Annotated in this window: 15 protein-coding genes; 9 read left to right on the forward strand and 6 right to left on the reverse strand. The window is 65.8% G+C overall.

All coding sequences use genetic code 11. The features are described from left to right. Positions 1 to 102: 102 nt before the first annotated feature. Positions 103 to 930, reverse strand: coding sequence for a sulfite exporter TauE/SafE family protein (locus P8T11_RS09115; protein WP_268082239.1), 828 nt, complete (start codon positions 928 to 930; stop codon positions 103 to 105). Between the two features lie 49 nt (positions 931 to 979). Next, on the reverse strand, positions 980 to 2,341 hold the full coding sequence (gene radA / locus P8T11_RS09120; protein WP_259246228.1) for a DNA repair protein RadA: 1,362 nt from the start codon (positions 2,339 to 2,341) through the stop codon (positions 980 to 982). Positions 2,342 to 2,522: 181 nt separating this feature from the next. Here radA and P8T11_RS09125 point away from each other — a divergent pair, with 181 nt between their 5' ends. Further along, the gene (locus P8T11_RS09125) at positions 2,523 to 3,074 is read left to right on the forward strand and encodes a hypothetical protein (RefSeq protein ID WP_268082238.1); all 552 of its coding nucleotides are present in this window, start codon (positions 2,523 to 2,525) and stop codon (positions 3,072 to 3,074) included. Between the two features lie 121 nt (positions 3,075 to 3,195). Continuing rightward, a complete protein-coding gene (gene hpaR / locus P8T11_RS09130; protein ID WP_268082237.1) occupies positions 3,196 to 3,672 on the forward strand; it encodes a homoprotocatechuate degradation operon regulator HpaR in 477 nt (158 codons plus the stop codon). Positions 3,673 to 3,679: 7 nt separating this feature from the next. On the opposite strand, the gene hpaD is transcribed toward hpaR, so the two are convergent. Beyond that, positions 3,680 to 4,531 carry a 3,4-dihydroxyphenylacetate 2,3-dioxygenase gene (gene hpaD / locus P8T11_RS09135; RefSeq protein WP_268082236.1) on the reverse strand — a complete coding sequence of 284 codons (852 nt, stop codon included), beginning with the start codon at positions 4,529 to 4,531 and terminating at the stop codon, positions 3,680 to 3,682. Positions 4,532 to 4,553: 22 nt separating this feature from the next. Next, positions 4,554 to 6,020, reverse strand: coding sequence for a 5-carboxymethyl-2-hydroxymuconate semialdehyde dehydrogenase (gene hpaE / locus P8T11_RS09140; protein WP_268082235.1), 1,467 nt, complete (start codon positions 6,018 to 6,020; stop codon positions 4,554 to 4,556). Between the two features lie 197 nt (positions 6,021 to 6,217). On the opposite strand from hpaE, the gene P8T11_RS09145 reads away from it, so the two are divergent. The 4 genes from P8T11_RS09145 to hpaI are packed head-to-tail and all read left to right on the forward strand — an operon-like array spanning position 6,218 to position 9,691. Next, entirely contained in the window at positions 6,218 to 7,270 is a 1,053-nt protein-coding gene (locus P8T11_RS09145) for a fumarylacetoacetate hydrolase family protein (protein ID WP_268082234.1), read from the forward strand. A gap of 25 nt (positions 7,271 to 7,295) precedes the next feature. Next, positions 7,296 to 8,051 (forward strand): fumarylacetoacetate hydrolase family protein, encoded by a 756-nt coding sequence (locus P8T11_RS09150; RefSeq protein WP_268082406.1) that lies wholly within the window; start codon positions 7,296 to 7,298, stop codon positions 8,049 to 8,051. A gap of 20 nt (positions 8,052 to 8,071) precedes the next feature. Continuing rightward, entirely contained in the window at positions 8,072 to 8,875 is an 804-nt protein-coding gene (hpaH, locus tag P8T11_RS09155) for a 2-oxo-hept-4-ene-1,7-dioate hydratase (RefSeq protein WP_268082233.1), read from the forward strand. A 15-nt stretch (positions 8,876 to 8,890) separates the two neighbouring features. Continuing rightward, positions 8,891 to 9,691 (forward strand): 4-hydroxy-2-oxoheptanedioate aldolase, encoded by an 801-nt coding sequence (gene hpaI, locus P8T11_RS09160; protein WP_268082232.1) that lies wholly within the window; start codon positions 8,891 to 8,893, stop codon positions 9,689 to 9,691. A 55-nt stretch (positions 9,692 to 9,746) separates the two neighbouring features. On the opposite strand, the gene P8T11_RS09165 is transcribed toward hpaI, so the two are convergent. Then, positions 9,747 to 10,466: an SDR family oxidoreductase gene (locus tag P8T11_RS09165; protein WP_259246220.1), complete on the reverse strand. Its 720-nt coding sequence runs from the start codon at positions 10,464 to 10,466 to the stop codon at positions 9,747 to 9,749. A 174-nt stretch (positions 10,467 to 10,640) separates the two neighbouring features. Next, positions 10,641 to 11,768, reverse strand: a complete 1,128-nt coding sequence (gene alr / locus P8T11_RS09170) for an alanine racemase (protein WP_268082231.1) — start codon at positions 11,766 to 11,768, stop codon at positions 10,641 to 10,643. 128 nt (positions 11,769 to 11,896) lie between these two features. Between alr and hpnC the strand changes: the two genes are divergently transcribed. From hpnC to hpnE, 3 genes are read left to right on the forward strand one after another with little or no spacing between them, the layout of a single operon-like run. Further along, positions 11,897 to 12,727, forward strand: coding sequence for a squalene synthase HpnC (hpnC, locus tag P8T11_RS09175; RefSeq protein ID WP_268082230.1), 831 nt, complete (start codon positions 11,897 to 11,899; stop codon positions 12,725 to 12,727). 16 nt (positions 12,728 to 12,743) lie between these two features. Beyond that, a complete protein-coding gene (gene hpnD, locus P8T11_RS09180) occupies positions 12,744 to 13,607 on the forward strand; it encodes a presqualene diphosphate synthase HpnD (protein WP_268082229.1) in 864 nt (287 codons plus the stop codon). Then, a complete protein-coding gene (gene hpnE, locus P8T11_RS09185; protein ID WP_268082405.1) occupies positions 13,604 to 14,926 on the forward strand; it encodes a hydroxysqualene dehydroxylase HpnE in 1,323 nt (440 codons plus the stop codon). The genes hpnD and hpnE overlap by 4 nt, the downstream gene beginning before the upstream one ends. Positions 14,927 to 14,929 lie beyond the last annotated feature (3 nt).

Consider the following 14,929-nt stretch of genomic DNA (forward strand, 5'->3'; position numbering starts at 1 on the left):
TGCTAACGCCTGGAAATATCGCTGTCGATGCGCTGTCAGGGCACTATCGGCGGGCTGTCGACGCGTTGTCGATGCGTTGTCGACGTCCGATCAACATGCCCTCTACGACTCGAACACCAACAACGCGACGGTGGCGAACAGCAGCAGCGCGAAGCAGACTCTCAGCTTGCGTTCGGGCAGCTTGTACGCCAAGCGCACGCCGACAGGAACGAACAGCAAACTGCCAATGGCCATCGGCAGGCCCACCATCCAGTTCGCCTGCCCGGCCCAGGCATAGGTGATCAGCGCAATGGTCGAGCCGGGAATCACCATGCAAAGCGCCAGGGCCTGCGCCGTGGTCTGCGACAAGCGGAACACCGTCGTGATGATGGGCACGGCCAGCACCGCGCCGCCCACGCCGAAGAAGCCGCCCAAGGTGCCACACAGCATGCCCAGCACGCTTGCGCGACGTGGCGTGAGGATGGGGACCGGGCGTGATGGCGCGGGCTTTTCCAAAGGATGTTCCGACCGTTGTTCCGACGCCTGCTCCGGCCGCTGACGACGAGCCGCCAGGCGGCCGGCACGCCAGGTCTGCCAGACGTAGAACAACGCGACAAAGAACAGGAACACGGCGAAGCTCTGGCGCAGCACGCTGGACTCAATACCCAGCGCCAAGCGCGCACCCACCCAGGTGAACACCACCGCGCCCGCCGCGCCTGCCGCGGCCACACGCCTGTCGATACGCGCTTGCTGGTTGTACTTGCGCACCGCCACGGTAATGGCGGGCAACACCATGATCAGCGCGGTGCCCTGCGCCAACTGCTGCGACATGCCCATCAACAACACCAGCGCGGGAATGGCGATGAGCCCGCCGCCGATGCCCAGTGCGCCGCCCATGAAACCGATGAGGCTACCCGCGGCCAGGCAGACGGCAATAATCAACAGACTCACTTCGTGCTTGCTCCAGCAGCCCTAGTCTTCATGACCAGGAATCAGCGCGTCAGCGCAATTTGTCCAACGCGGCATCCAGGCGGTCCACCGCCCAGATCTCCAGCCCGTCGATGGGTTGACGCGGGGCGTTGGCCTTCGGAATCAGCGCAATCGAAAAGCCCAGCTTGGCCGCTTCACGCAGGCGTTCCTGCCCGCGCGGCGCGGGCCGGATCTCGCCGGCCAGGCCGACTTCGCCAAAGGCGATCAGGCCGCGCGGCAGCGGCTTGTCGCGCAGCGATGACATGATGGCCAGCAGCACCGGCAAGTCCGCCGCGGGCTCGGTGATGCGCACGCCGCCCACCGCGTTGACGAACACGTCCTGATCAAAGGTGGTGACGCCGGCGTGCCGGTGCAACACGGCCAGCAGCATGGCCAAGCGGTTGCCTTCCAGGCCCACCGTCAGCCGGCGCGGGTTGGGCGCGTGCGAACTGTCGACCAGCGCCTGGATCTCGACCAGCAGCGGACGCGTGCCTTCCTGCGTGGCCATCACACAGGAACCCGCCACCTGTTGTTCATGCTGCGACAGGAACAGCGCTGACGGGTTGGCCACGCCGCGCAGGCCGCGGTCGGTCATGGCGAATACGCCCAATTCGTTGACCGCGCCAAAGCGGTTCTTGAACGCACGCACCAGCCGGAACGAGGAATGCGTATCGCCTTCGAAATACAGCACCGTGTCGACGATGTGTTCCAGCACGCGGGGGCCGGCCAACGCGCCGTCTTTCGTGACGTGGCCGATCATGACGATGGCGATGCCGGTCTGCTTGGCCAGGCGCGTGAGTTGCGCCGCGCATTCGCGCACCTGAGACACCGACCCCGGGGCAGCGCTCAGTTCGCCGCTGTACACGGTCTGGATGGAGTCGATCACGGCCACGGTCGGCTTTTGTTCCGACACCGCCGCCTGGATGGCTTCCAGCCGGATCTCGGCCAGCAAGTTGACGTTGCCGGTTTGCAGGTCCAGCCGGCGGGCACGCAAGGCCACCTGTTCAGCCGATTCCTCGCCGGTGACATACAGCACGTTGGTGCTTGCCGACAACGACGCAAGCGCCTGCAGCAGCAGCGTGGACTTGCCAATACCCGGGTCGCCCCCGATCAGCACGACCGCGCCGGCCACCAGGCCACCGCCCAGCACGCGGTCGAACTCGTCCAGCCCGGTGGGCTGGCGCGGCGTTTCGCGGGCTTCGATTTCGGACAGGCTGCGAACCGGGCTGGCCGAGGCCAGCGGCGCGTAGCGGTGCGCGGCGGCGGCGGGGGTGGATGACTCCACCGTCTCTTCCAGCGTGTTCCAGGCATTGCAGTGCGGGCATTTGCCCTGCCACTTGGGGGTGGTGCCGCCGCAGTCGGCGCACACATATACGGTTCGGGATTTAGCCATGCGCGAAAGTGTACCGGCAACGCACTTTGGCCGGGGCCAGGGCCAGAAGTTACATCACGGCAATCGGCGAAATTTAGCTGCCGGAAGTGCCGCGAATCGCGCATAATCGTCGAGTACAGCGCCCGGCAAGGGTCCAACGCGTAGGCGTTTTGCCACCGGACGCCACCGTGAGGAGCAGCGCATGAGCATTACCTATCGCCCCCCTTTCGACGAAGACGATGCACGGGAACTGCGCGCCCTGTACCGCAAGCACGAGCCCGGCAGCAGCCCCGAACTGGACGCCGCGGTTCGCCGCAGTTGGCACCCCGGACATAGTTGGCACCCCGGGTGGGCCGCCGCCGCGTGCGCCATGCTGGTTGCCGGCCTGTTCGCCTGGACCAATATGCGCGAAGCCGTCCCCCAAAACGAAACCGAAACCGAAACGCAGACTGTGACGCAGGCTGCCAGCGGTCACGCCGGATCTTCTTCGGCCATGACGCCGGCCATGGCCCAGTCCGCCCCCGCCGTGGAAGCCGTGCCCGTCGTAGCCACTCAGGCAAGCGATCCCCCTGCCGTGGAAGTGGCGGCATTCAATGAACAGGACATCGAGGCCCGCGTGGCCCACATCCGGCAACTGATGCAGGACGACCAGCAAGACGCCGCCGTGCTCGCGCTGCGTGAACTGCAACAGGGCGCCCCGGACCTGGTCTTGCCGGATGATCTCCAGGAACTGGCTCAGCAAAATCCCGCCTGACGGTGCTTACCCAGCCCTGCGCGGTGGCCGCCTGCATGGCAGTGCCCACAGCGCTGTTGCGCGCATGACGCACTGAAATTTGTGGTCAAAAAATGGGCGGCTTCTTGCTAACATAGCCGCCATGAGTCCGAGCTTCCACCACCGCAATCTTCCCCACCTGCTGCTATACGCGCGCGAAACCCTGATGGCGCATTTCCGTCCTGTTTTGCACGCGGCCGGGGTCACCGAACAACAATGGCGGGTATTGCGCACCCTGAGCGAAACGGGCGCGATGGAACCCAACCAGATCGCGCGCAGTTGCCAGATTCTCAGCCCCAGCCTGACCCGCATGCTGGCCGGCATGGAAGAACAAGGCCTGATCAAGCGTGTGCGGTCCAGCGCCGACCAGCGCCGCCAGGAAATATCCCTGACCCCCAAAAGCCACAAGCTGATCGACCGCATGCGCCCGCATGTAGATGCGAAATACCAGGAAATCGAAGCGAAGATCGGCAAGGAATTGCTGGACCGCCTGTACCACGACGTCGACACCATGGTGGCGCTGATCAAGCGCGATTCGCCGGCGTCGGCGGAAGCCGCCGATTCCGGCGATCGCGCCTGAGGCGAACTCAGTCAGGCACCGGAAAGATCGCGTTGATCTGGCCCGTGCCGGAACTGGTGAAGTAGTCGGTCACCACCTCCACCGGCTTGTCGTAGCCGTCCCACCCCAGCAGGCCCAGCAGCATGGCCGTGTCGTGCATGCCGCCCTCGCCCACGCAAAGCTCGGCGTAGTCGGGCAGCATGGCGCAGAAGGTTTTCCAGTCGCCCTGGCGCCAGAGGTCCACCACGCGCAAATCCACCTGCCGGAAGAACTCGCGGCTGATCTGATGCATGGCGGATTCAGGGCTGTTGTTGTCGTTGAAGCGATGCGACAAGGACCCGCTGGCCAGCACCGCCACGCGGCCGTCGCCAGCGTCGATGGCCTGGCGCAAGGCCGCGCCGAAGCGCCTGCTGTCATCCAGTGCGTGCCAGGCGCACCACGCGGCCACCGACACCACCTTGAAGCGGCCGTCGCCGTTCATGTAGCGCATGGGCACCAGTGTGCCGTATTCAAGTTCCAGGCTGTCGATTTCATGGCTGCGCGTGCCCACGCCCGCCGCATTGGCGTATTCGGCGATGCGGCGGCCCAGGTCGGGATTGCCGCCGTAGGCGTAGTCCATGTCCTTGATGAAATGCGGCAGTTCGTTGCTGGTGTAGCGTCCCTTGAAGGCGTGGTTGGCGTTCACGTGATAGCCACCGTTCACCAGCCAATGCACGTCCAGCACCACAATCGTGTCCACGTCCAGGTCCCGGCAACGCTGGCCGATCACGCGGTGGCCCTCGATGGCGGCCTCGCGGCAGCCATGGTGCCTGCCCGGAAGCTCCGACAGGTACATCGACGGCACGTGCGTCACCTTGGCCGCCAGTGCAAGCTTACCCATGATGCTTGTCTCCTTTACGCATTCACACACCCCACTTGGGGATGTGGTGGCTGCCCATCGACACACACACGTTTTTGATTTCGGCGAATACCTCGTAGCTGTATTCCCCGCCCTCGCGTCCCGTGCCCGATTCCTTGGTGCCGCCGAACGGCTGGCGCAGGTCGCGCACGTTCTGGCTGTTGATGAACACCATGCCTGCCTCAATGCCGCGCGCCAGGCGGTGCGCCCGGCCGATGTCGCTGGTCCAGATATAGGACGCCAGCCCGTACTTGACGTCGTTGGCCAGCGCCAGGCCTTCGGCTTCGTCCTTGAACGGGATCAGGCAGGCCACCGGCCCGAAGATTTCTTCCTGCGCGCAACGCATGCGGTTGTCCACGTTGGCCAGCACCGTGGGCCGCACGAAATTGCCGCCCGCCAGGTGGGCCGGCAAGCCCGCCGGCTTGCCCGCGCCGCCCGCAAGGATACGCGCCCCTTCCTGTTCGGCAAGCTGGATGTAGCCGGTGACCTTTTCCCAATGCTGGCGCGTGATCATCGCGCCCACGTGCGTGGCCTCGTCGGTGGGGTCGCCCACCACCAGACGTTGCGCGCGTTTGGCGAATTTGCGCACGAAATCATCGTAGATGCTTTGCTGGACAAAAATGCGCGAACCCGCCGTGCAGCGCTCGCCGTTCAGCGAAAAAATCGTGAACAAGGCGGCGTCCAGCGCGCGTTCGACATCGGCGTCGTCAAAAATCAGCACGGGCGATTTGCCGCCCAGTTCCATCGAATATTTCTTGATGCCGCCCGCGCTGGCCAGAATCTTCTTGCCGGTCACCGTGCCGCCCGTGAACGAGATGGCGCGCACGCCCGGGTGACGCACCAGCGCATCGCCCGCCAGCGCGCCGTAGCCCTGCACTACGTTCAGGACACCCGCGGGGATGCCGGCTTCAAGAGCCAGGCGGCCCAACTGGTCGGCCGTCAGCGGTGACAGTTCCGACATCTTCAACACGGCCGTGTTACCCAAGGCCAGGCACGGCGCCGTTTTCCAGGTAGCCGTCATGAACGGCACGTTCCAGGGCGACACCAAGGCGCATACGCCCACCGGCTGGTACAGCGTGTAGTTCAGCATCTGATCGTCCACGGGATAGGTGTGGCCGTTCATGCGGGTGCAGACTTCGGCAAAGAAATTGAAGTTCTCGGACGCGCGCGGAATCAGTTGCTTGCGGGTTTGTGAAATGGGCAGGCCCGTGTCCCGCGTTTCAAGTTCGGCCAATTGGGGGACGTTGGCGTCGATCAGTTCGCCCAGGCGGCGCATGAGGCGGGCGCGCTCCTTGGCGGGCGTGTTGGCCCATTTGGGAAAAGCCTCGGCGGCGGCGGACACGGCGGCGTCGATCTCTGCCTGCCCGCCCGCGGCGACCTCGTCGATGGCTTCACCCGTGGCGGGGTTATAGGTGACGAAGCGGTCGGCGCTGTCGACCTGCTTGCCGTTGATCCAATGCTTGATGCTCACGTGCGGCTCCTCGTTTTGATCGTGGTCCACGGCGTTGTTGGTCACCGCCATTTTTAATTAACACGTTAACTTTATGCCGGCAAGATGATGCTGTCAACGACGCTGTGTTTGCCCCACGCAGCCCTACGCATTCGTTGCCGCCAATCCTCTTTCCCGTTATTCTAATTAACATGCTAACAATTTTGGCGGATGACTCCATGCCCCACATCTGGATTGAGTATTCGGGCAATCTGGCCCTGGATTCGCACGCGCTGATGCGCACGGTGCAGGACGCCGCCGTTGGCGACGGCAGCCTGTTTCCCCTGGCCGGCGCGCGCACCCGTGCCGTGCGGGTGGACGATTGCCTGATCGTCGACGGCCACCCCGACAACGCCTTCGTCCACGTCGTGCTGCGCATCGGCCACGGACGCAGTGGCGCGCAAAAATCGGCTTTGGGCGACCGGGTGTTCCAGGCGCTGAGCGCCGCGCTGGCGCCGCACATGGCCATGCGGCCGCTGGGCATTTCGATGCAGATCGAAGAAGCGGACCCGGTGCTGAACTACAAGCAGAACAATTACCGCGACTACCTGGCCGCGCGTGCCGCGCAGGCCAACGCCGCCCTGGCCGGACCACCCCGCACCGTGGTCGGCGCCGCGCTCAATACGCACCAGTCGCTGGACGCACTGGGCGACAGCGTCAACGCGCCGCCCTACAAGGCGGCGCCCCGCGCGCCCGTGCTCTACATCAAACCGGCCAACACCTATGCGCGCGACGGCGACACCATCACCCTGCCCGCCGACGTGGATGAAGTGGAGGTCGGCGCGTGCCTGGGCGTGGTGTTCTCGCGCCGCGCCACACGCGTGAGCGAAGCGCGCGCGCTGGATCATGTGGCGGGCTACCGCGTCGTGGCGGACTTGTCGGTGCCGCACGCCAGCTACTTCCGCCCCGCGCTCAAACAGAAATGCCGCGACGGCTTTTGCCCCATGGGCGACACGCTGACGCCCGCCTCGGCCGTGGCGGATCCCAATGCGCTGGATATCGAAGTGCGCGTGGACGGCGTGGTGGTGCAACGCGCCAGCACGGCCGATCTGGTGCGCCCCGTGGCGCGGCTGATTGCCGACGTGACCCAGTTCATGAGCTTCGAGGCCGGCGACATGCTGCTGGTGGGCGCGCCCCACGACGCACCGCGTGTGCGCGCCGGGCAACGCTACGACATCCGCATCGTGCAGGTGGGCATGCTGGGCAACACGCTGGCCGCGGCCGCAACCTGATGAATCTGCCATGAAACACGCCACCATGAAACACGCACGCATCGCCTACGAAGGCGCCATCCACCGCGTCACCGAGGCGGACATCGCCCCCGGCCACGTCCTGCTGCCGGATGGGCGCGTCCTGGCCGAAGACGCCGTCACCTGGCTGCCACCCATCGAGCCCCGCACGACGTTCACGCTGGCCATCAACTACGCGGACCACGCCAAGGAACTGGCGTTCAAGGCGCCCGACGAACCGCTGGGTTTTTTGAAAGCCGCCAACACCTTCGTCGGCCATCGCGCGCGCACGCTGCGCCCGGCCGACGTCGCGTTCATGCACTACGAATGCGAATTGGCGGTGGTCATCGGCAAGACGGCGCAGCGCGTCACGCGCGCGCACGCCTATGACTATGTGGCGGGCTACACCGTCGCCAACGACTACGCGCTGCGCGACTACCTGGAAAACTGGTATCGGCCAAACCTGCGCGTGAAAAGCCGCGACACCTGCACGCCGCTGGGGCCTTGGCTGGTGGATCGCGACGACGTGCCCGAACCCATGAACCTGAACCTGCGCACCACCGTCAACGGCGTTGAAACGCAGCGCGGCAACACGCGCGACATGGTGTTCGACGTGCCCGCGCTAATCGAATATTTCAGCAGCTTCATGACCTTGTCGCCCGGTGACCTGATCCTGACCGGCACGCCGGACGGCATCGTCAACGTGATGCCCGGCGACGAGGTCGTGACTGAAATCGAAGGAATCGGAAGACTGGTCAATACCTTGGCTGCCTTCCCGTCGTAACACCCACTTCCGGACTCTCCATGCTAGACACCCAAACCGTACGCACCATTGCCGCGCGTCTGCACGAGGCCGAGCGCACGCGCTCGCAAATCCGCCAGATATCGCTGGACCATCCCGACATCGACATTGCCGACGCCTACGCCATCCAGCGCGCCTGGATGGACATCAAACTCGCCGCGGGCCGCGTAAAGCGCGGCCACAAGATCGGCCTGACCTCACGCGCCATGCAGCAGTCATCGCAAATCGACGAACCCGATTTCGGCATGCTGCTGGACGACATGTTCTTTGAAGACGGCGGCGCCATTCCGGCCGGCCGCTTCATCCTGCCGCGCCTGGAAGTAGAGCTGGCCTTCGTGCTGGCCAAGCGGCTGCAAGGCCCGAACGTGACGCTGTTCCAGGTGTATGACGCCGTTGAATACGTGATCCCCGCGCTGGAGATCATCGATGCGCGCTCGCACGGCATCGACCCCGACACCCAGCGGCCGCGCAAGGTGTTCGACACCATTGCCGACAACGCCGCGAACGCCGGCGTGGTGCTGGGCGGACGGCCGGTGAAGATGGGCGATATCGACCTGCGCTGGGCCGGCGCGATCCTGTCGCGCAATGCCGTCATCGAAGAAACCGGCGTGGCCGCGGGCGTCTTGAATCACCCGGCCAATGGCGTAGTATGGCTGGCTAACAAGCTGGCCGCCCACGACGTGGCGCTTGAGGCGGGCGAGATCATTCTGTCGGGCTCGTTCACTCGCCCCGTGGCCGCCCGGCCGGGCGACACCTTCCACGTCGATTACGGCGTGCTGGGTTCCGTCAACTGTCATTTCAACTAACACGGCACGCCGTCCATGGACATCCTGACCAATACCTTCAAGCAAGCCCTGCGCAACCGCGAGCCCCAGATCGGCCTGTGGGCCGGACTGGCCAGCGCCTATACCTCTGAAATCATTGCGGGCGCCGGCTTCGACTGGCTGCTGATCGACGGCGAGCATGCGCCGAACACCTTGCAGACCACACTGTCGCAACTGCAATCGGTGGCGGCGTACCCGGTGGCGCCCGTGGTGCGGCCGGCCTGGAATGACCCGGTGCAGATCAAGCAGATTCTTGACACCGGCGCGCAGACCTTGCTGGTGCCCATGATCCAGTCGGCCGAGGAAGCCACCGCCGCCGTGGCCGCGGTGCGCTATCCGCCCGCCGGCATCCGGGGCGTGGGCAGCGCGTTGGCGCGGTCGTCGCGCTGGAACCGCATCCCCAACTACCTGGAACGCGCGAACGACCAGATGTGCGTGCTGGTGCAGATTGAAACCCCGGCCGGCATCGACGCACTGGACGACATCCTGGCCGTGGACGGCGTGGACGGCGCCTTCATCGGGCCGGCCGATTTGTCGGCGGGCATGGGGTATCTGGCGCAACCGGACCACCCCGAAGTGCTGGCCACCATCGACCAGGCCATCGCGCGCATCGTGCGCTCCGGCAAGGCGGCCGGCATCTTGCATAGCGGCGTGGCGCAGGCCAAGCACTACCTGTCGCTGGGCGCAACGTTCGTGGCGGTCGGCGTGGACGCCGTGCTGCTGGCGCGCGCGGCGGAAAGGCTGGCGGGGGAATTCAAGGATGTGAAGCGCGTGGCGGCGGGCTTGGGACCTTACTGAAAAAAAAATGGCGCACCGTCAAAACGTGCGCCATTTTGTTTTCACTTCAGTGCTATCAGGAGCGTCCGGCCAGGCTGCCGCCGCCGTCCACGCCCAGCACCTGCCCGGTAATGAATCCGGCATCGTCCGACAACAGGAAGGCAATGGCAGCCGCCACTTCGGCCGGTGTGCCCAGGCGCTTCATGGGCACCGAGGCCAGCGCGCGCTTTTCACCTTCGCTGCCGGCGGGGCGGGTGGCGCGGAACATTTCCGTTTCGATCGGGCCGGGTGCCACCGCGTTGGCGGTGACGCCGTATTCCGCCAGCTCTAGCGCCCAGGTGCGGGTGCAGCCCACCAGCGCATTCTTGGCGGCCGAATAGGCCGTGCGGTCCAGGCCGCCGTAGATGGCGCGGCTGACCACGTTCACGATGCGGCCGGCGCGGCGTACCTTCATCGATTCGATAAAGGCCTGCGTGACCTGCACCGCCACGCGCACGTTCAGGTCCAGCACGTTGTACAGCGTGGCCAGGTCGATTTCGCCCAACGGCTGGGGCGACGCGATGCCCACATTGTTGACGACCGCGTCCACGGGAAACTTGTCGCGGATTTCTCGCAAGACCTCTTCAGTGCGACCGGCATCCGCCAGATCACAGGGGTAGAGGTAGCCGGGAAAATCGACGTCGTTGGTGTTGCGCGCAATGCCAACCACATGACAGCCCATGTCGGACAGTCGCTGCGTGAGCGCCCAGCCTATGCCCTTGGTGGCGCCCGTTATGAGCACGCATTTGTCCTTCATGGATTGAAACCTCGTAGTCAGATTGCTCGGTCAAAAACGGGCGCGTGGGCGCCCGGTGTTCCAAGTAGACACCATCCTGAGATGGCTGTCTTGTAAATTGCGTAGCAATTCTTGCGCACCGGACACCCGCCGAAAAAGAGCGGTAGGCGACGCGTGCAATGCCAAAAGCGCCCGTCAGGCGTCGCGGCTGACCGGCACGCGCGGCGCCAGCGCACACAGCAATTCGTAGCCGATGGTGCCCGCGGCCTGGGCCACTTCGTCCACCGAGGGGCCATCTTCGCCCCACAGCACCACGGGCGCGCCGACACCGGCGGCGGGAATCGGGTCCAGGTCGACGATCAGCATGTCCATCGACACGCGGCCAACCAGTTGGGTGCGGATGCCGGCCACGACGACGGGCGTGCCGGTGGTGGCGTGGCGCGGATAGCCGTCGGCGTAGCCGCAGGCCACGACGCCCACGCGCATGGCGCGTTCGGCGCGGAAGATGGCGCCATAGCCCACCGAATCGCCCGCCTTGAGTTCCTGCACGGCGATGATCTCGGAACTGAGCGTCATGGCCGGGCGCAGGCCAAAGGACGTGGCCTCGGCGTCGGCGAAGGGCGAGGCGCCGTACAGGCAGATACCCGGGCGCACCCAATGCGTCTGCGTGGGCGAGCCCACCGCGATGTCGGCAAACCGCAGCGTGGCGGCCGAGTTGCAAACGCTGATGGCGCCCGGCATCTTATGCGTCACCGAATTAAACAGCGCCAATTGCTCGGTCACCCCCTGGGGGCCGTCCGCGCAGGCGAAATGCGTCATCTTGCCCACCGACCCCAGCGTGCCTTGCTGCTGCAACAACATGGCGCGTTCGAACGCGGCGGGATAAGACGCCGGGCTGAAGCCCAGCCGGTTCATGCCGCTGTTGAGCTTGACCATGACGTCCACGCGCCGGGTGAAGCGGGCGCGCGCCAGCATGTCGAGTTGTTCGCGGTTATGCACCGTGGTGCTCAGGTGGTAGCGGTCGATCAGATCCAGGTCAGCGGGTTTGAAAAACCCTTCCAGCAGCAGGATCGGGCCGCCCCAGCCCGCTTCGCGGCAGCGCACGGCTTCGTCCAGATCCAGCATGGCCAGCCCCTGCGCCTTGGAAAACCCCGTCACGGCCTGCTCGATGCCGTGGCCGTAGGCGTTGGCCTTGATGACCGCCCAGATGGAAGGCGGCAGCCCCGACGCGGCCTGCGCGGTCTGCTCAAGGTGGCGGTGCACGGTGGCAAGATTGTGCGCAAGCGCGGAAACGGAGACGGTGGCGGATATGGGGCGCGGCATGGTGTGAGATCCTGTGGCGCTTAAGTCTAACTGATCGCCGCAGGCATCGGCACGGCAACGCGCCCCGAAAGGCGACTACTCTAAAATGGTGCGAACCCGCTCCGGGGCCGCCCTCTGCACCACGACCCATGTCCATCGATCACTACGAGAATTTTCCCGTCGCCTCGCTGCTGCTGCCGCGCAGGCTGCGCGGCGCCGTGACCGATATCTACCGCTTCGCCCGCGCCGCGGACGATATCGCCGACGAAGGCAGCGCCACCGACGAAGAACGCCTGACGCAATTGGCGGCCTATCGCACCGAGCTGCATCGCATCGGTGCCGAACCCGGCCACACGCCTGCGCCGGGCCTGCCGCCGCTGGCCGACATCTTCACGCCGCTGGCACGCACCATTGCCCGGCATCAACTGCCCATCACCCCGTTCTACGACCTGCTGTCCGCTTTCGAGCAGGACATCACCGTCAAGCGCTACGCAGACTACGCCACGCTTGCCGACTACTGCACCCGTTCGGCCAACCCGGTCGGCCGCCTGATGCTGCACCTGTTCGACGCTTCCAGCCCGCAAGACGTGGCCGAAAGCGACGCCATCTGCACCGGTTTGCAACTGGTGAATTTCTGGCAGGATGTGCGGGTCGACTGGCACAAGCAGCGCGTCTACCTGCCCCAGGAAGACCTGCGCCGCCACGGCGTCACTGAAGAAGACCTGGCCGCCTGCCGCCTGACGCCGCAGTGGCGCGAGCTGATGGCCTTCCAGGTGGAACGCACGCGGGCACTGCTACACTTCGGCGCTCCGCTGGCGCGCCGCCTGCCCGGCCGCATCGGCCTGGAGCTGCGCCTGGTGGTGCAAGGCGGGCTGCGCGTGCTGGAGCGTATCGAGGCAAGCAGCTACGATGTATTCATGAACCGCCCCGAATTGGGCGCCAAAGACTGGGCCATCATGCTGTGGCGCTCTATCAAGTAACAGGCCCTGCCTATCTATGACCCCTGACGAATACTGCCAGGAGAAAGCCGCCAAAAGCGGTTCCAGCTTCTACTACTCATTCCTTTTCCTGCCGCCCGAACGCCGCCGCGCGATCACGGCGCTATACGCCTACTGCCGCGAAGTGGACGATGTGGTCGACGAGTGCACCGACCCGTCGCTGGCCCGCATCAAGCTGGCGTGGTGGCGCACGCAGGTTGACCAGATGTACGACGGCAAGCCCGACCACCCGGTCACGCGCGCGCTGCAACCGCACCTGGAAAGCTGTTCGATCACCCGCGAGCGCCTGCTGGCCGTGGTGGACGGCATGGAAATGGACCTGGACCAGACGCGCTACCTGGACTGGCCCGGCCTGCGCAAATACTGCTGGCACGCGGCCGGCGTGGTGGGCGAGCTGTCCGCCGGCGTGTTCGGCTACAGCGATCCCAAGACGCTGGTCTATGCCGAAAAGCTGGGCCTGGCGTTCCAGATGACCAACATCATCCGCGACGTCGGCGACGATGCGCGCCGGGGCCGTATCTATATTCCGGTCAACGACATGCAGCAGTTCGAGGTCAAGGCGTCGGACATCCTGAATGGCGAATACTCCGAGCGCTTCAGCGCCTTGATGAAGTTCCAGGCCGACCGCGCCCGCGAACTCTATCGCGAGGCCATGAGCAACCTGCCCGAGGTGGATCGCCGTTCGCAACGCCCGGGCCTGATGATGGCCGCGATCTACCACGCGCTGCTTGATGAAATTGAACGCGACAACTGGCAGGTGCTGCATCAGCGCATCTCGCTGACGCCACTGCGCAAGCTGTGGCTGGCCTGGAGAACCTGGGTGGGCGGTGGACGCGGACTGGTCCGCCGGTTGGCGCGGTGAAGGCGGCGGTTATTGGTGCGGGCTGGGCCGGCTTGGCGGCCAGCATCGCCCTGCGTGAAGCCGGCGCCAAGGTCACGGTGTTTGAAGCCGGCCACACACCGGGCGGCCGCGCCCGCCGCGTATTCCATGAATCATTCGACGCCCCGCTGGACAACGGCCAGCACCTGCTGGCGGGCGCCTACCGGCAAACGCTGGCGCTGATGCGCCGCGTGGGCCGCAACCCCGACGCCCTGCTGATGCGCCGGCCGCTGCGGCTGGCCAGCCTGGATGGCCGCTTCCGCTTGTCCGCCCCCCGGCTGCCCGCGCCCTTGCACATGGCGGTTGCCATCCTGCGTGCACGCGGCCTGACCTGGGCCGACCGCTATGCCGCGCTGCGCCTGATGCGCGGCCTGAAAGCCATGTCGTGGTCGCCTCCGCGCGACTGGACCGTGCTGCAACTGCTGCACTATCACGTGCAATCCGATGTACTGATCCGCCAGCTCTGGGAACCGCTGTGCCTGGCCGCGCTGAACACGCCTTGCGCCACCGCCAGCGCCGCGCTGTTTGCGCGTGTGCTGCGCGATAGCCTGGCGGGCGCCCGTGAAGACAGCGACCTTCTTCTGCCCTGCACCGATTTGTCGGCGCTCTGGCCAGACGCTGCCGCGCGCCAAGTCACCATGCGCTATGGCAACACAGTGCGCCAACTGCATCCCTCGGCTGACGGCATCGTCGTCAACCAGGAACGCTTTGATGCCGCCGTGCTGGCCGTGCCGCCCACCTATGCCGCCCGGCTACTGGACGCGCCCTTGCGCGAGGCCGGCGCCATCGGCTTGCTGGAAGCGCTGAAGGCATTCGACTACCTGCCGATCGCCACGCTGAACGTGCGCCTGGCCGAGCCCTGGCGCTTGCCGGAACCCATGATGATGCTGCGCGAGGAAACCGCGCGCGGGCACGTCGGGCAGTGGGTGTTCGACCGCGCGCAATTGGCGGGCGACACCAAGGCCGGCGAACTGGCCGTGGTGGCCAGCGCCGCCACCCGCATCGCGGAACGCAACCGGCGCCAGGTCATCGAAGCGTTGATCGATCAGGTTGCCGAACAGGCGGCGCGCCACCCCGCGCGCCTGCCCGCCATGCCGGAAGTGACGGCCGCCGAACTCTTGATTGAAAAGCGCGCCACCTTTGCCGCGGTGCCGGGCCTGACGCGGCCGCTGAACACCACGCCGTGGCCCACCCTGGCGCTGGCGGGCGACTGGACCGACACGGGCTACCCCGGGGTATTGGAAGGCGCCGTGCAAAGCGGCCTGCAGGCGGCTCGCGTATTGAATCCCCGCGCGAATTGAGTC

Origin of the sequence: Achromobacter spanius (genome assembly GCF_029637605.1) — a bacterium.
In the GTDB taxonomy this organism is placed as follows: domain Bacteria; phylum Pseudomonadota; class Gammaproteobacteria; order Burkholderiales; family Burkholderiaceae_B; genus Achromobacter; species Achromobacter spanius_E.